At 70.6% G+C, this 15,353-nt stretch carries 16 protein-coding genes; 9 read left to right on the top strand and 7 right to left on the bottom strand.

Going from position 1 to position 15,353, the window contains the following annotated elements; translation table 11 throughout:
- Positions 1-56: 56 nt before the first annotated feature.
- Positions 57-1,532, top strand: a complete 1,476-nt coding sequence (locus FDA94_RS15075) for an MFS transporter (protein WP_212735324.1) — start codon at positions 57-59, stop codon at positions 1,530-1,532.
- Positions 1,510-2,121 carry an acyl-CoA-like ligand-binding transcription factor gene (locus FDA94_RS15070; protein WP_137247681.1) on the top strand — a complete coding sequence of 204 codons (612 nt, stop codon included), beginning with the start codon at positions 1,510-1,512 and terminating at the stop codon, positions 2,119-2,121. Before FDA94_RS15075 ends, FDA94_RS15070 begins: the two co-directional genes overlap by 23 nt.
- On the opposite strand, the gene FDA94_RS15065 is transcribed toward FDA94_RS15070, so the two are convergent.
- From FDA94_RS15065 to FDA94_RS15055, 3 genes are all read right to left on the bottom strand, one after another.
- Entirely contained in the window at positions 2,090-3,331 is a 1,242-nt protein-coding gene (locus tag FDA94_RS15065; RefSeq protein ID WP_246059916.1) for a C40 family peptidase, read from the bottom strand. The genes FDA94_RS15070 and FDA94_RS15065 overlap by 32 nt on opposite strands.
- 124 nt (positions 3,332-3,455) lie before the next feature.
- Positions 3,456-3,956, bottom strand: coding sequence for a transcription elongation factor GreA (gene greA, locus FDA94_RS15060; protein WP_030451918.1), 501 nt, complete (start codon positions 3,954-3,956; stop codon positions 3,456-3,458).
- Between the two features lie 79 nt (positions 3,957-4,035).
- Entirely contained in the window at positions 4,036-4,449 is a 414-nt protein-coding gene (locus FDA94_RS15055; protein ID WP_137247679.1) for a DUF4307 domain-containing protein, read from the bottom strand.
- A 126-nt stretch (positions 4,450-4,575) separates the two neighbouring features.
- Here FDA94_RS15055 and mca point away from each other — a divergent pair, with 126 nt between their 5' ends.
- Genes mca through FDA94_RS15045 form a run of 3 tightly spaced genes read left to right on the top strand, consistent with a single transcriptional unit; the run spans position 4,576 to position 5,918 of the window.
- Positions 4,576-5,466 (top strand): mycothiol conjugate amidase Mca, encoded by an 891-nt coding sequence (mca, locus tag FDA94_RS15050; protein WP_137247678.1) that lies wholly within the window; start codon positions 4,576-4,578, stop codon positions 5,464-5,466.
- Positions 5,467-5,476: 10 nt separating this feature from the next.
- Positions 5,477-5,647 carry a hypothetical protein gene (locus FDA94_RS39150; RefSeq protein ID WP_157555625.1) on the top strand — a complete coding sequence of 57 codons (171 nt, stop codon included), beginning with the start codon at positions 5,477-5,479 and terminating at the stop codon, positions 5,645-5,647.
- Entirely contained in the window at positions 5,640-5,918 is a 279-nt protein-coding gene (locus FDA94_RS15045; protein ID WP_137247677.1) for a GNAT family N-acetyltransferase, read from the top strand. Before FDA94_RS39150 ends, FDA94_RS15045 begins: the two co-directional genes overlap by 8 nt.
- Here FDA94_RS15045 and FDA94_RS15040 read toward each other — a convergent pair.
- Together FDA94_RS15040 and FDA94_RS15035 are read right to left on the bottom strand one after the other, a co-directional pair.
- Positions 5,907-7,055 carry a hypothetical protein gene (locus FDA94_RS15040; RefSeq protein ID WP_137247676.1) on the bottom strand — a complete coding sequence of 383 codons (1,149 nt, stop codon included), beginning with the start codon at positions 7,053-7,055 and terminating at the stop codon, positions 5,907-5,909. The two genes, FDA94_RS15045 and FDA94_RS15040, sit on opposite strands and share 12 nt — an antisense overlap.
- A 93-nt stretch (positions 7,056-7,148) precedes the next feature.
- The gene (locus tag FDA94_RS15035) at positions 7,149-7,547 is read right to left on the bottom strand and encodes an ATP-binding protein (RefSeq protein WP_137247675.1); all 399 of its coding nucleotides are present in this window, start codon (positions 7,545-7,547) and stop codon (positions 7,149-7,151) included.
- 160 nt (positions 7,548-7,707) lie between these two features.
- Between FDA94_RS15035 and FDA94_RS15030 the strand changes: the two genes are divergently transcribed.
- From FDA94_RS15030 to FDA94_RS15015, 4 genes are read left to right on the top strand one after another with little or no spacing between them, the layout of a single operon-like run.
- Complete coding sequence (locus FDA94_RS15030; RefSeq protein WP_137247674.1) at positions 7,708-9,243, top strand: SpoIIE family protein phosphatase; 1,536 nt, start codon at positions 7,708-7,710, stop codon at positions 9,241-9,243.
- Complete coding sequence (locus FDA94_RS15025; RefSeq protein WP_137247673.1) at positions 9,240-10,259, top strand: cobalamin B12-binding domain-containing protein; 1,020 nt, start codon at positions 9,240-9,242, stop codon at positions 10,257-10,259. The genes FDA94_RS15030 and FDA94_RS15025 overlap by 4 nt, the downstream gene beginning before the upstream one ends.
- A complete protein-coding gene (locus FDA94_RS15020; protein WP_137247672.1) occupies positions 10,259-10,591 on the top strand; it encodes an STAS domain-containing protein in 333 nt (110 codons plus the stop codon). Before FDA94_RS15025 ends, FDA94_RS15020 begins: the two co-directional genes overlap by 1 nt.
- 22 nt (positions 10,592-10,613) lie before the next feature.
- Positions 10,614-12,566 (top strand): thioredoxin domain-containing protein, encoded by a 1,953-nt coding sequence (locus FDA94_RS15015; protein ID WP_137247671.1) that lies wholly within the window; start codon positions 10,614-10,616, stop codon positions 12,564-12,566.
- Positions 12,567-12,612: 46 nt separating this feature from the next.
- Here the strand turns inward: FDA94_RS15015 and FDA94_RS15010 are convergent, their stop codons facing one another.
- Both FDA94_RS15010 and FDA94_RS15005 read right to left on the bottom strand, forming a co-directional pair.
- Positions 12,613-14,754, bottom strand: coding sequence for a transglycosylase domain-containing protein (locus FDA94_RS15010; protein WP_246059914.1), 2,142 nt, complete (start codon positions 14,752-14,754; stop codon positions 12,613-12,615).
- Between the two features lie 62 nt (positions 14,755-14,816).
- Entirely contained in the window at positions 14,817-15,284 is a 468-nt protein-coding gene (locus tag FDA94_RS15005; protein ID WP_062338945.1) for an Lrp/AsnC family transcriptional regulator, read from the bottom strand.
- Between the last annotated feature and the right edge of the window lie 69 nt (positions 15,285-15,353).

The following is a 15,353-nucleotide window of genomic DNA, read 5'->3' as shown; positions in this document are numbered from 1 at the left end:
CTCTCGAAATCGACCTATATTGACAGTCACTACTTTTTGAGAGTTACTATCAAATTATGGTGACCTCCAGATACTGGGCACTCTCAGCCCTGGTTCTCTCCGTCCTCGTGATCGGGCTCGACGCGACCGTGCTCAACGTCGCGCTGCCCACCCTCGCCGTCGACCTCGGCGCGACCACCGGCGAACTCCAGTGGATCGTCGACGCCTATCTCGTCGTGTTCGCCGCCCTGCTGCTGCCCGCCGGGGTCTTCGGCGACCGGTTCGGCCGCAAGAAACTGCTGGTGGCGGGCCTGGTGGCGTTCGGCGTCGCCTCGGCCATGGCGATGCTGGCCGACTCCACCGCGTGGCTGATCGCCGGGCGGGCGCTCATGGGCGCGGGCGCGGCCCTGATCACGCCGCTGTCGACGTCGATCCTGCCGACGATCTTCCCGCCCGCCGAGAGGGCCAGGGCGATCGCCGTCTTCACCGCCGGCATGGCCGTGGGCCTGCCGCTCGGCCCGATCGTCGGCGGCTACCTGCTCGACCACTTCTGGTGGGGCTCGATCTTCCTGATCAACCTGCCCGCCGTGGCGATCGCGCTGCTCGCGGTGGTGCTGCTGGTGCCGGAATCACGTGATCCGCAGAAGAAGGGCGCCGACGTCCCAGGCACGCTGCTGTCGGTGACCGGACTCGCCGCGCTGGTCTTCGGCGTCATCGAGGCGCCGGTGCGGGGCTGGGGCTCGCCCCAGGTGCTCGGGCCGATCGCCGCCGGGCTGCTGCTCCTTCTTCTCTTCGTACGCGTGGAGGCCCGCGCCAAGGCCCCGATGATGGACCTGGGGCTGTTCCGCGACCGCACCTTCGTCTGGGGCGCCTTCGGCGCGACCGTGGTCTCGCTCGGCATGATGGGCGTCCTGTTCGTCGCGCCGCTCTACCTCCAAGCCGTCCAGGGCTTCGACGCGATGGGCACCGGGCTGCGCATCGTGCCTATGGTCGCCGGGCTCATGGTCGGCGGGCTGATCGGCGAGCGCCTGATCAGGCGGCTGAGCCTGCGGGTCATCATGGGCGCCGGACTGGCGCTGCTGGCCTCGGGCCTGATGGCGGGGGCGGTGCTGCCGGGCGACTATCCGTACACCGCGACCTGGCTCGCCCTCACCGGGGCCGGCGTGGGCCTGACGATGGTCCCGGCCATGGACGGCCTGCTCGCCCTGCTCCCGCCCGACCGCACCGGCATGGGCAACGGCGTCCTCCAGGCCCTCCGCCAGACCGGCGGCGCCTTCGGGGTGGCCGGGCTGGGCAGCCTGCTCTCCTCCGTGTACGTCCACGCGCTCCCCCCGGCCGCCCCCGCCCCCGTGCGCGACTCGGTGGCGACGGCGGTGCGCGTCCCCGGCTGGGCCGAGGCCGGTCGCGCGGCCTTCGCCGACGCCATGGACGCCGTGCTGTGGGCCTGCGGCGGCCTGATGGCCCTGGCGGCGGTGCTGATCGTGACGTTCATGCGTTCCGCTCCCGTGGAACCGGCGGGAGAATCGACCCATGAACTCGCCGGGACTGCGTGAACGCAAGAAGGAGAAGACTCGGCGGACGATCCAGGAACACGCCCTGCGGTTGTTCGCCGAGCAGGGCTACGACGCGACCACGATCGAGCAGATCGCCGAGGCCGCCGAGGTGTCCCCCAGCACGCTCTTCCGCTACTTCCCCACCAAGGAAGACATCGTCGTCCAAGACGACTACGACCCCCTGCTGGTCGAACGCCTGATGGCCCAGCCGCCGGAGGTGCCGCCCGTCAGGGCGCTGCGCAACGCCTTCGGCGAGGCCATGCGGGGCATCCCCGATCGGGAACTCGGGGAGATCCGGGCCCGCGCCCGCCTTCAGATGGGCGTCCCGGCCATCAGGGCCCGGATCTTCCAGAACATGCTCGACACGATGGACCTGCTCGCCGAGGGCGTCGCCCGGCGGACCGGCGCCGACCCGGCCTCGTTCCAGGTGCGCGTCCTGATCGGCGCGGTCATGGGCACGATCATCCCCGTGCTGCAGACCTGGGCGACCGCCGAAGACGAGGTGCCCTTCGCCGACATGGTCGACGAGGCCTTCTCGTTGCTGGAGGCGGGTCTGCCTATCGAACCTGCGCGGCGACCTGAGGGCTGACCCGCACGACCCCGGCGAGGTTGCGGGTGTTGAGGGGGGCGATCTTCACGACGTCGCCGGTACGCGGCGAGTGGAGCATCTGCCCGTTGCCCCAATAGATGGCGACGTGGGAGATGTAGCCAGGGTTGGTCGGGTCGTTGCGCCAGAACAGCAGGTCGCCCGGCTGGGCCTGGGAGAGCGGCACCTGCGGCCCGGTCGCCCACTGCTGGTTGGTCACCCTCGGCATGCGGACCCCGGCCTGGGCGTAGGCCCACTGCACCAGGCCCGAGCAGTCGAAGGTGTCGGGGCCTTCGGCGCCCCACACGTAGCGGCTGCCGAGCTTCGAGGCGGCCGCCTTCAGCGCGGTCTCGATCTGCGGCACCGACATCAGCGCCGACACCGGCCACTGCACGACCCGCTGCGGCTGGGCGATGTGCCGCCGCGGTGGCGCGATCACGACCGGGTTGATCGTGGCGATCTGGCTGCCCGGCAGCACCTTCAGCAGCGCCTTGCGCAGCTTGGCCGAGTCGACGCTCGGGGCGCTCACCACCATCGCGTTGCCGTGGGGCAGCCCGAGCCGGGTCGCGGTGTCGCGCGAGACCACGGCGTGGATCGAGCCCATGCCGACCGTCGCGTAGGCGCCGACCCGCATCTCGGCGCCGGGGGTGCGGACGTCGTCGCCGAGCTTGAGGCCGCCCTCTTTGCCGAGTTCGTAGGAGACCACGACGTCGCCGGCGGCCACGTTGGCCCACAGTTCGTCGGAGGAGGCGGTCTTCTTGGGGGTGAAGGCCCGGAACGTCGAGGGGTCGACGCCCATCGTCGGCACCCGCCAGCCGCCCAGGTTCACGTCGGCCGCGTCGGCGATCTCGACCGCCTTCACGCCCTTCTGACGGCGGACCTTGTCGACCTGCTCGGGCTTGAGCGCGGCGGGGGCGACGACGAAGAGGTGGGGACGGGCCAGCTTGCCCAGGGGGGCGACCGCGTTGGTGGGGACCTGACCGCTGGCCGCGACGTAGTCGCCGGCGGCGGGAGGGCGGCGGACGTCGAGCGCGGCCCGCTCCTGCACGCCGTCGAGCCCGGCGAGCACGAGTAAGTCGGTGATCAGCACCACCGCGAGCGCGACGCCGATGACGGGGATGGCCCGTCGGGCGAGGTGGGGGCGGCGCAGCCGGGGGCGGAACGCGAGATCCTGACGGGCTTCGTGGAGGAAGCCTCCGACCCGCAGGGGCACGCCACCACTCCCTCCGAAGACGTTCATCGGGCTGTCCCGTTCCACGACTGTGCCCAATGAGGCCCGAGAAGTCAAAATCCGCCGGAGCACGCTTCTCCGGCGGATTCGATGTCAGACGAACGCGTCAGCTCCCGATGTAGGGAACCGCCTCCAGCACCTCGACGGTGATCGACCGCCCGTTGGGCATGGTGTAGCTGGCCTTCTCCCCGATCTTCTTGCCGTTGATCGCCGACCCCAGCGGCGACTTCGGCGAGTAGACGTCGATCGGCGCGCCGCTCTCCTCGCGGGAGGCGAGCAGGAAGGTGACCTCGTCGTCGTCACCCTCGAAGCGGATCGTCACCGTCATGCCGGGCCCGACCACACCTTCGGTGCGGGGCGCCTCGCCCACCTTCGCGGTGTCGAGGATCTGGCGGAGGTGGAAGATCCGGGCCTCCATCTTGCCCTGTTCGTCCTTGGCGGCGTGGTAGCCGCCGTTCTCCTTCAGGTCGCCCTCCTCGCGGGCGGCCTCGATCTTCTTGGCGATCTCGATCCGACCCGGGCCAGAAAGGCGGTCGTACTCCTCTTTGAGGCGGTCGTACGCCTCCTGCGTCAGCCAGGTGACGTTCTCGTTGTGGGAGACGGCCACGCGGGTTCTCCTTGCTTCCCTAGGTGAGTCGAAGGGCTAACAAGTTAACGCCTTCGAACGCTTCCCCAAAGATTCCAGTCTATACGAGGGAGCAGCCCTGAACATCTACGCTTGTGGCTTGCGCGTTAATCCTCACCTGTTCGGTGAGGGTGACGTCACCGTCGCCCGAGGGAATGGTGATCTCCCGGGTCCCGACCTCGACGTGGTGGACGTCGACGGCGCGCAGACGGCACGTCGCCGCGCGGTCATCCGGCTTGTGCACCATGAAGGTGATCTCCGCGGAATCGGGGCGGCTGATGTCGAAGGTTATGACGTCGGCCCGCACCTCGGGGTTGCCCCGCGCCGACAGGATCACGTAACCCCACCCGCCGGCCACGACCGCGACGACGACGGCCATGACGGCGTACACGACGAACCGGCCGCGCCCCATGGGCGGCCTGGGCGGGAACTCGTCGGGGGTGCCCAGGATCGGGCGCGGAGCTGGTGCCGACATGAAAGGAATCTCCCTGCGAGGTCCCGGCGTTGTCCGAGACAATTCTCATCACGCTATTGGATGTATGTGACACGCGAGCCGGGCCGACCCGGCTCGTGCTACGGATTGCCCCAACGAAGGAGAGCCGTGACGAACGCGCTGAGGCTGATGGCCGTGCACGCGCACCCCGACGACGAGTCGAGCAAGGGTGCGGCCACGATGGCCCGGTACGCCGCCGAGGGCGTCGAGGTCCTCGTCGTGACCTGCACCGGCGGGGAACGCGGTTCGATCCTGAACCCGAAGATGGACCGGCCCGACATTCTCGAGAACATGGGCGAGGTCCGCCGCCTGGAGATGGAGCGCGCGAGGGAGATCCTCGGCGTGGACCAGCGGTTCCTGGGCTTCGTCGACTCGGGCCTGCCCGAAGACGAGAGCGAGCCCCTCCCCGAGGGCTGCTTCGCCCTCCAGCCCCTTGAGGTCGCGTCGGCGCCGCTCGTGGCGGCCGTCCGCGAGTTCCGCCCCCACGTGATCCTCACCTACGACGACGACGGCGGCTACCCGCACCCCGACCACATCAAGACCAACAGGATCTCGGTGGAGGCCTTCGACGCGGCCGGCGACCCCGACCGCTACCCGGGCACGGGCGAGCCGTGGCAGCCGCTCAAGATGTACTTCCACTCGGGCTTCACCAAGGCGCGGTTCGAGACCCTCCACGAGGCGATGAACAGCCGCGGCCTGGGCTCCCCCTACGCCGACTGGATCGCCCGCTGGGAGGACCGCCCGCAGAAGTGGGAGGTGACCACCCGGATCCCGTGCGGCGACTACTTCGAGACCCGCGACCGCGCCCTGATGGCCCACGCCACCCAGGTCGACCCCGACGGCTTCTGGTTCGCCTGCCCGCGCGAGATCCAGCAGGAGGTCTGGCCGACGGAGGACTACCACCTGGCCCGATCACTGGTCGACGTGACCCTGCCGGAAGACGACCTGTTCGCCGGCATCCAGGTCCCCGCCGGAACCGGCGCCATCCCCTGCTCGTAGACTGCATACCGTGATTTCGATCGCCACTCCCGCCACCGACCCGACGGCAATCGGCCCCGGCCTGCTGGGATTCATCGTCGTCGCCTCCATCGGTGTGGCCCTGTTCTTCCTGATCAAGTCGATGAACCGGCAGATCGCGAAGATCGAGGTGCCCCACGAGGGGAACTCCAAAAGTGACTGACGTCGCCGACAACGCCGAGACCGAACGCTTCGAGATCAGCGTCGACGGCGAGGTCGCCGGCTTCGTCAAATACCGCCTGCCGCGGCCCGGCCGGATCGTCTTCGTGCACACCGAGATCGATCCGGCCCACGAGGGCAAGGGCCTCGGCTCGAAGCTGGCCCGCGCGGTGCTCGACTCGGCCCGCGAGCGGGGCCTCGAGGTGGTGCCGATGTGCCCGTTCATCAAGGGCTACATCGACCGCCACCCCGAATATGCCGACCTAGTCGCCTGACCAGGCCTTTTCGAGGGCCTTGGGCAGGCCCCACCAGCCGAGCGGAGTGAGCACCTCGGCCTTGTCGACGATCCCGAGATGAGCCCAGAGCGGGGTGACCGAGGTGAAGAGCATCTCGGTCGCCTCGAGCTCCTCGGGGTCGTCGGGCTCGCTCACCAGGTCTTCGGAGTCGGCGATGAACCGGGCGATCCGCTCGGGCGAGGCCAGCACCCCGGGGCCGTAACGGGTCAGCGCGACGGTCGCGGCCAGCCAGTCGGCGTGGTGGATCGCGCAGAGCGAGGCCAGCACCGAGTCCTCGTGGCTGAGCTCGCCGTCGAGGTCGAAGAACCGGGCGGCGTCTTCCTCGTCGGGCAGGTCGGAGATGGGCGCGGCGATGCCCGCCGCCACCCGCAGCCACAGGTCTTCGTCGGCGTCGGGCAGCCGGTCTTCGTCGAGACCGGCGCAGGCCCGCAGCACGTTGCCGGGGAACCCGGGCGAGACCAGCGAACGCCGCAGCCGGTCGGCCGCGGCCTTCAGGTCGCCCGCAGGGAAGGGCGGCTCGGGAAGGTCGTCGAGGGCCCTTCTGAGCTCCTGGAGGGCGTAGGCCTCCTCTTCGTCCCAGGCGGCGTAGAGCTCGGCGTCCTGCTCCTCGCTCACCGAGACGCCCGGCACCCGCCCGTCGGGCAGGCCGGCCGTGAGCCAGCGCTCCTGCAGTTCCTCGTACGCCTGCCGCGAGGTCACGTCGCCCTGGGCGAGCGCGTCGGGGTCGATCACACCCGCTTCGACGAGCTCCTCCAGGTGGGCCACGAGGCGGCCGTACATCTCGGTGGCCACCGGGCCGCGCTCGCTCTCGTCGGGCCAGACGAAGTAGCTGCGGGTCAGCAGGATCGGCTCGGTGCCGGTCGACTCGAGCCAGCGCTGCACGTCGCCGACGGTGGCCACGCCCGACTCGATGCGGGTCAGGGTCGACTTGGCCGACTCCCAGAACACGGCTGTGAGCGGGTTGCCGGCCGCCATCAGGTCGCGGCGCAGCTCGGGCAGCGACACCAGGGCCTGCCCCGAGGGCACGGCCAGCAGCGCTCGGGCGACGTCGCGGCGGGTCAGGTCACGGGCGGGCCGGCCCGCGTGGCGAGCCGCGAAGTCCAGATCGACGCTCACGCGGTCTCCTCCGTCGGCATGTGCTTCCGACTCCTGTGCCTGACGGCTCGCTCGCTCACGTGTCGTGAGCCTACGCCCGCCGGTCGGACGCGGCTAGCGGGGTGACTGGGCAACGGTCATCCGCAGCCGGATGCGGGATCGGCCGACCATCTGGGAGATGCTGAACTCGTCGCACAGCTGGCCCATGAGCCACAGGCCGAATCCGCGCGGCGTGCTCGACGAGGGACGGCTGCGGTGGATGTCCTGCGGCTTGAGCGTGCCGGCCGAGTCGGTCACCTCGACGGTGATGCCCTCGGCGTCGTACCAGATCTCGACGAGGCCCTCGCCGCCGCCGTGTTCCAGCACGTTGATCACGGCCTCGTTGACCGCCGTGACCAGGTCGTTGAGCCGGTGGCCCCGCAGGCCCGCGTCGGTGGCCACGCCGGACACCTGGCCGCGCAAGCCGATCAGGTCGGTGGTGATCGCCCACCTGAGATGCTGGTCGGTGTTCACTCCGTCCCCCTGTACTAGCTCGTCGCACGCTAACTACCCGGCACCCGCCGGTCAATTCACAAGCCGCATGATTGCCATCTTTACGGGCAATATCGCTGGCACGAGTCGCAGCTGACCCCGGCGGGTAAAGTTGAGCGATCCTCGTGCGAAAGGGCCGGTGATGGATTCGGTAACGCATGCGCCCTCGACAGAGGTGCTGCGGGCGATCGTGGAAGCGGCCGCCGACGGCGTCGTGCTGTGCGACGCCGACGGCTCTGTCGTGCTGGTCAACGGCGCCGCCAGGGAGATGGTCCCGGGCGACGTGACCAGCCTGCTCGACCGCACCCGCGAACCCGGCGAGACCTACGAGACGGCGCTTGGCGACCGGCTGCTGCGGGTCCGCCGGGAGATCTTCGGGATCGTCCACCAGGCGTGGTATCTGCGCGACGTCACGAAGGAGACCGCGCGGGCCGACGCCCTTCGGGCCGAGCGTGAGCGCACCCAGTTCCTCGTCGAGGCCGGCCGCCGACTGTCCGCCTCGCTCAACACCCGCCGCTGCGCCCGCGCCACCGCCGAGCTCGCGACCGGTCTGCTGGCCGACGCGGCGATGGTGGTGCTGCCGCCGGGAGGCCTGCGACGTACCGCCTGGCTTCGCTCCTCTGAGGCGGGCCTGGAAGAGGGCGACATCCCGGTCGCCCACGCCGACCAGGTGCCGGGCCTGGCCGAGGCGCTGGCCGGGTTCCCGCCGGTGCCGAGCCGCTGGCTCGACCCGCACCAGGCGCCCGAGTGGCTGCTGCCGGCCGGCTTCGGCCCCGTCGGCCACCTGCTCGTGACCCCGCTGCCCGGCAACGGCGTGCCCGCCGGTGCGCTGGTGCTGGCCCGCCGTGAGGGCGGCGCCGGCTTCGACGACGAGACCGAGACGCTGGTCCGGGTGTTCGCCGCCCGCGCCGGCGCGGCGATCTCGGCCGCGGTGCTCTACCAGGAGCAGAGCGCGACCAACGCGATCCTCGCGGGCGACCTGCGGCCGCCGCCGCTGCCCACGGTCGACGGCCTCGAACTGGCCGGTTCGCTGCGCGCCGCCCAGCAGACCGCCCTGATCGGCGGCGACTTCTACGACGTGCTGCCCACTTCCGACGGCCCGCTGGTGACCCTCGGCGACGTGTGCGGCAAGGGCCCGCGCGCGGCCGTGCTGGCCGGTCAGGTCCGCCACAGCCTGCGCGCGCTGCTGCTGCTCGAACGCGACCCCGAGCAGCTCATGCACCTGATCAACAAGGCGCTGCTGAGCTCCTACACGCCGCGTTCCCACGTGACGCTGGTGCTGGCGGCGATCCATCCCGGCGACGGCATGATCGACCTGGCCGTGGCGGGCCACCCGGCCCCGCTGCTGCTGCGCGCCGACGGCGTGGTCGATGAGGTCGACGCCCGCGGCACCCTCCTGGGCGCGATCAAGTCGGGCGCGATCACACTGCGCACCGCCACCGTCGAGCTGGCCCCCGGCGACCTGCTGCTCCTCTACAGCGACGGCATCACCGAGGCCTTCGGCGGCCCCACCGGCCGCGAGATGTACGGCTCCGCCCGTCTCAAGACCGCCCTGGCCACCTGCGCCGGCATGCCCGCGACCGCCGTCGTCGAGCGGCTGGAGCAGCTGAACAGCGACTGGCTGGCGGGAGGAGTCTTCGACGACCGCGCCCTGCTGGCCATCCGGCGGTCACGATGAGCGTCACGGTCGACGTCGTCGACGCATACCTGGAGCGGGTCGGCGCGGCCGACGAGTTCGGCGCGATCGACCTCGTCCTCGGCCTGCTCGACGACGGCATGCCGGCCGAGTCGCTGCTCCTCGACGTGATCGCCCCGGCCCAGCGCCGGGTCGGCGAACTGTGGGCGGCCGGCGCGTGGTCGGTCGCCCGCGAACACGGCGCCACCGCGATCAGCGAACGCGCCGTGGCCGCCATCACCACCGCCGTGCGCCCCCGCCCGACCCGAAGCCGCATCACGGTGGCCTGCACCGACGGCGAATACCACGCCCTGCCGACCCGCCTGCTGGCCGAGGTCCTGCGGCTGCGCGGCTGGCACGTCGACTTCCTCGGGGCCAACGTACCGGGCCCTCATCTGATCACCCACCTGCACCAGACCGGCCCCGACGCGGTCGCGATCGGCTGCGCCCTCCCCACGAGGCTCCCGCGCGCCCACGCGACCCTCACCGCCTGCCAGGCCGTCGGCATCCCGGTGCTCGCAGGCGGGTCGGGCTTCGGCGCCGACGGCCGCTTCGCCGTCAAACTCGGCGCCGACGGCTGGGCCCCCACGGCGAACGCGGCGGCCGACCTCCTCGAAGACGGCAGGCTCCCGTCGTTCCCCACCCCCGGCGCGACCCTGGCCCACCTGGCCGACGAGGAGTACACGCTGTTCGTCAAGCGCCGGGGTGAGATCCTCGCCGGCGTGATGGCCGAACTCCCCCGCCGCTTCCCGCCGATGCGCGACTACACCCAGGCCCAGGTCGACCACACCGCCGACGACCTCGCCCACATCGCCGACTTCCTCTCCGCCGCCCTCTACATCGACGACACGAGACTGTTCACCGACTTCGTCACGTGGACCTGCGACCTCCTGCACGCCCGCGGCGTGCCGTCCCGCTCGGTGGCGCTGGCCCTGCGCCTCCTCCACGACGAACTCCATGATTTCCCGCGCGCCCGCCACCTTCTGGCGGAGGGCACGCTCGCCGCAGATGGAGCCTGATGGAAACCGCGCCTTTCCTGATTGAGATCGAGAATCCGGAGCCCGGCACCACCCGGCTGACGCTGTCCGGAGACTTCGACTACACGACGTCGGGCGACCTGGCCGCCATGACGCCGACCCTGGTCAGCCACGGTCTGATGATGCTGGAAGTCGACCTGACGGGGGTGACCTTCATCGACTCGTCGGGGCTGGCGACCTTGATCCACCTCTATCACGCGGCGGAGGAGCACCCGGCGGAGATGCGGTTCGTGGGGATGACGCCGTACATCGCGCATCTCTTCGAGGTGACGGCGCTCGACCAGGTGTTCAACCTGCCGACGTCGGCGGCATAGGAGCTCACCTAGGCTTGGCCGTATGAACCGGCTGGCCGGGGCCACGAGCCCCTACCTGTTGCAGCATGCCGACAACCCCGTCGACTGGTTCGAATGGGGCCCAGACGCCTTCGCCGAGGCCAGACGCCGTGACGTCCCCCTCCTCATCTCCGTCGGCTACTCCGCCTGCCACTGGTGCCACGTCATGGCCCACGAGTCCTTCGAGGACAAGGGCACTGCGGCGATCATGAACGCCCGGTTCGTCAACATCAAGGTCGACCGGGAGGAGCGTCCCGACGTCGACGCCGTCTACATGGCCGCCACGCAGGCCATGACCGGTCAGGGCGGCTGGCCGATGACGGTCTTCGCCACCCCCGACGGCCATCCCTTCTACGCCGGGACCTACTTCCCGCGCGCGGGGTTCCAGCGGCTGCTGATGGGCGTCCACGAGGCCTGGACGACCGATCGTGAGGCCGTGCTCGACCAGGGCGGGAAGGTCGTCGAGGCGCTCAACGAGCGCGCCGCCCTGCCGTCGGGGCCGCTGCCGACGGCCGAGACGCTGGAGGCGGCGGTGGCGAGTCTCCGGGAGGGGTTCGACGCCGGGCGCGGTGGGTTCGGGGGGGCGCCGAAGTTCCCGCCGTCGATGGTGCTGGAGTTCCTGCTGCGCGTACGCACCCCCGACGCCCGCGCCATGGCCGACGCCACCCTGGAGGCCATGGCCCGGGGCGGCCTCTACGACCAGCTCGCCGGCGGGTTCGCCCGCTACAGCGTCGACGCCTCGTGGGTGGTGCCCCACTTCGAGAAGATGCTCTACGACAACGCCCTGCTGCTGCGCGTCTACGCCCACTGGTGGCGTGACACCGGCTCTCCGCTGGCCAGGCGCATCGCCCTTGAGACGGCCGAGTGGATGATCGCCGAGCTGCGCACCCCCGAGGGCGGCTTCGCCTCGGCCCTCGACGCCGACAGCGAGGGCGAGGAGGGGCGCTTCTACGTCTGGACGCCCGACCAGCTCCAGGAGGTCCTCGGCCAGGCCGACGCCGCCTGGGCGGCTGAGCTGTTCGAGGTCACCGGGACGTTCGAGCACGGCACCTCGGTGCTCCAGCTGCTCGCCGACCCCGACGACCAGGAGCGCTACGAGTCGATCCGGGCGCGGTTGCGGACGGCGCGGGAGCTGCGGGTCCGGCCGGGGCGCGACGACAAGGTGGTCGCCGCCTGGAACGGGCTGGCCATCGCGGCCCTCGCCGAGACGGGCGCCCTCTTCGACCGCCCGGCCATGGTCGAGGCGGCGAGACGGGCGGCCGAGCTGCTCGACGAGGTGCACATCAGTGACGGGCGGCTGCTCCGCACCTCGCGCGACGGGCACGCGGGCAAGAACGCCGGGGTGCTCGAAGACTACGCCGACGTCGCCGAGGGCTTCCTCACTCTCTACGGCATCACCGGCGACGCCCACTGGTATCGGCGCGCGGAGGCCCTGCTCGACACCCTGCTCGACCGGTTCCCCGACGGCGAGGGCGGGTTCTTCGACACCGCCGACGACGGCGAGCGCCTCTTCCAGCGGCCGCAGGACCCGACCGACAACGCGACGCCCTCGGGGCAGTTCGCGGCGGCCGGGGCGCTGCTGTCCTACGCCGCCCTGTCGGGTTCGGCCCGGCACCGCGAGGCGGCCGAGGCCGCGCTCGGGCCCGTATCCACGCTGGCCGACCGCTACGCCCGGTTCGCCGGGTGGGGTCTGGCGGTCGCGGCGGCGGCGCTGGCGGGGCCGGTCGAGGTGGCCGTCACGGGCGACCTCTCTGACGACCGCGTCAAGGCGCTGCACCGTGCCGCCCTCATGTCCGGTGCGCCGGGCCTGGTCGTCGCGCTGGGCGAGGGCGACGTCCCGCTGATGGCGGGCCGCACCCTCGTGAACGGCGAACCGGCCGCCTATGTCTGCCGCAACTTCGCCTGCCGACTGCCGGTCACCACCGAAGCCGCGCTCAGGGCAGAGCTGGCCGGTTGACTGAGGTATCCGGTCGATCTGGCCGCCAGTCGCCGTCCGTGCCGGCCTAGCGGGTGCCGACCGGCACGTCGGGCGGGTTGTTCTCGTCGGGCAGGTCGGGCTGCTGGTCGTCGGGCTCCTCGGTCACTGGGGGCTCGCCGTCGGGGCCTCCGCCGTCTGACGGCGGGGGCGTCGTCTCGGGCTGTCCGCCGTCGTCGCCCGGCGGCGGGGTGTTCCAGTCGTCGCCCCCGGCCGTCGGGCTCGGGTCGGGGCTCGGCTCGTCGGAGGCGAACTCCCGCTCCTCGTCGTCGGTCGGACGATAGTAGTCGTTGTCCCAGCGGTAGTAGCTCACCGGGTCGGGGAACTCCTTGACCGGCTTGCCCTCCATGGCGGTCGTCATGAACGCCTTCCAGATCTGGGCCGGAAGGGTGCCGCCGTAGAGCTCGCCGTAGCCGGGGATGGTCACCGGCAGGTTGTCGTCGCGGAACATGTCGACCGCCACCGACAACTGCGGGGTGAAGCCGTTGAACCAGACGGCGGCCGAGGCGTCGGTCGTGCCGGTCTTGCCGGCCACCGGGCGGTCGTAGAGGCGGGCGCCGGTGCCGGTGCCCGACGTGACGACCTGCTCCATCGCGTAGGTGGCGTCGGCGGCGGTGTCTTCGGTGAAGACGCGGCGGCCGGTGGTGTCGGTCTTGCGGGTCTTGCCGCTGGCGTCGGTCACCGACCTGATCACGTGGGGGTCGTGGTGGACGCCCCCGGAGGCGAAGGTCGCGTAGGCGCCGGCCTGCTGTACGGCGCTCACCGACGCCACCCCCAGCGGGAAGGTGGCGGCCTTGCGGTGCTGGGCGAGCTGGTCGGCGGGGATGCCGGCCGCCTCGGCGGCTTCGGCGATCTTGTCGAGGCCGATCTGCTGGCCGAGGTCGACGAAGGCGGTGTTGACCGAGTATTGGGTGGCCTGCACCAGGTTGACCGAACCGTAGGAGGAGCCGCCCGAGTTGGGGATGGCGGCGCCGTTGACGTACATGGGCGAGTTGCCGTAGTAGCGCTGGGTCAGCGGCACCCCGTCTTGCAGGGCGGCGGCCAGGGCGTAGGCCTTGAAGGTCGAGCCGGCCTGGACCTTCGCGTCGAAGGCGCTGTTCCACTCGCTCTGGGCGTAGTCGCGGCCGCCGTAGAAGGCGACCACCTCGCCGTTGCTCGGGTCGACGGCGGCCAGGCCGGCGCGGACCTTCTTCGGGGTGCCCTCGGGCAGGACCTCGGCCACGGCGTCGGAGGCGGCGGTCATCAGCTTCTTGTCGAAGGTCGTGGTGACCTTGAGGCCGTCTTGGAAGATGTCTTCGTCGCTGTAGCCCATGCGGTTGAGCTCGTTGACCACCTGGGCGAGCATGTAGCCGTTCTGGCCCGACAGCGACAGCGGCTTCTTCTGCTTCTTCAGCTCGGGGAAGGTCATCTGGGCGGCCTGCCCGGCGGTCACGGCGTTGATCTTGACCATGCCGTCGACGACCGACTTCCAGCGGGCCTGCGCGGCGGTGAGCATGGCGCCGGTCGGGTTGGCGAAGTTGGACGGCTGCTGGATCACCGCGGCCAGGTAGGCGCCCTGGGCGGGGGTGAGCTTGCCGACGTCGACCCGGAAGTAGGCCTGGGCGGCGGCCTGGATGCCGTGGGCGCCCCGGCCGAAGTAGATCGTGTTGAGGTACTGCTCCAGCACCCAGTCTTTCGACTTGGAGCGATCCACCTTCAGGGAGATCATGATCTCCTTGAGCTTGCGCATGATGGACCGTTCCTGGCTGAGCCCGCTGTAGTAGTTGCGGACCAGCTGCTGGGTGATCGTCGAGCCGCCCTGGATCTGGTTGCCCGTGAGGGTCGACCACATCGCCCTGGCCGTACCGGAGAGAGACACTCCCTGATCCTGGTAGAAAGTGCGGTTCTCGGCGGCGATGACCGCTTCCCTGACCGCCTTCGGCACCGCGGAAAGCGGCACGTTCTTACGGTCGACTCCCCGGTTGGCGAGCACCGTCTTGCCGTCGCGGTAGTAGATCACCGAGCCCTGCGCGGTGGCCAGTTCTTGGGTGGTGTCGGGGATGGGGGTGAGCACCCAGATCACCGCGAAGGCGCCGATCGCGGCCACGGCGGCGGCGCCGAAGCCGATGAGGGCGATGCGCAGGAACCTCCGTCGCGGCCACAAACCCGCGATCTTCCTGCCGATCCCCACGCGCACCCCCCGGCCGACGATGAACCATCACCGTAAACGATACGTCGTGATGCTCCGTGCACTTAGCGCTGTGCCGCCCTGACCAGCGGAAGTGTGCGGTAAGGGACGGGTGTGTCCAGTGCGATCACCGATTCGGTGCGCATGACCCCGTGGAGATCGACGATCAGGTCGATGACCCGCTGGAGATCGGCGTTGCTGCGGGCGACGATACGGCACAGCATGTCGCCGCTGCCGGTGATCGTGTGCACTTCGAGCACCTCGGGGATGCGGCCGAGCCGGTCGGCCAGCGGCTCGTGGCCGGACACCTGCCGGATCTGGAGCGTCACGAACGCCGTGACATCGTAGCCGAGGGCGGCCGGGTCGATCTCGGGGCCGAAGCCGATGATCACCCCGCGCGCGACGAGCCGGTCGAGCCGGGCCTGGACGGTGCCCCGGGCGACGTTGAGGCGGCGGCTGCACTCGAGTACCCCGATTCTGGGCTCCTCATTCAGCAATGCCACAAGTCGAATATCCAGCTGGTCAACGCTCACAACTTTTCTCTTCCCGATCCGCCGTCCACTAGACACATTGTCCACTGTTTCCGGACACAGTTGCACAGG

Origin of the sequence: Herbidospora galbida, assembly GCF_005233835.1 — a bacterium.
Taxonomy (GTDB): Bacteria; Actinomycetota; Actinomycetes; order Streptosporangiales; family Streptosporangiaceae; genus Herbidospora; species Herbidospora galbida.
Note: the sequence above shows the minus strand (reverse complement) of the source record. Positions and strands in the feature narration are given on the sequence as shown.

Bases quoted from the DNA above. Each gene is read 5' to 3' on its own strand.
- FDA94_RS15075 (WP_212735324.1), top strand. From the start codon at position 57: ATGGTGACCTCCAGATACTGGGCACTCTCAGCCCTGGTTCTCTCCGTC.
- FDA94_RS15070 (WP_137247681.1), top strand. From the start codon at position 1,510: ATGAACTCGCCGGGACTGCGTGAACGCAAGAAGGAGAAGACTCGGCGG.
- FDA94_RS15055 (WP_137247679.1), bottom strand. From the start codon at position 4,449: ATGTCGGCACCAGCTCCGCGCCCGATCCTGGGCACCCCCGACGAGTTC.
- FDA94_RS15030 (WP_137247674.1), top strand. From the start codon at position 7,708: ATGGATTCGGTAACGCATGCGCCCTCGACAGAGGTGCTGCGGGCGATC.
- FDA94_RS15025 (WP_137247673.1), top strand. From the start codon at position 9,240: ATGAGCGTCACGGTCGACGTCGTCGACGCATACCTGGAGCGGGTCGGC.
- FDA94_RS15020 (WP_137247672.1), top strand. From the start codon at position 10,259: ATGGAAACCGCGCCTTTCCTGATTGAGATCGAGAATCCGGAGCCCGGC.
- FDA94_RS15015 (WP_137247671.1), top strand. From the start codon at position 10,614: ATGAACCGGCTGGCCGGGGCCACGAGCCCCTACCTGTTGCAGCATGCC.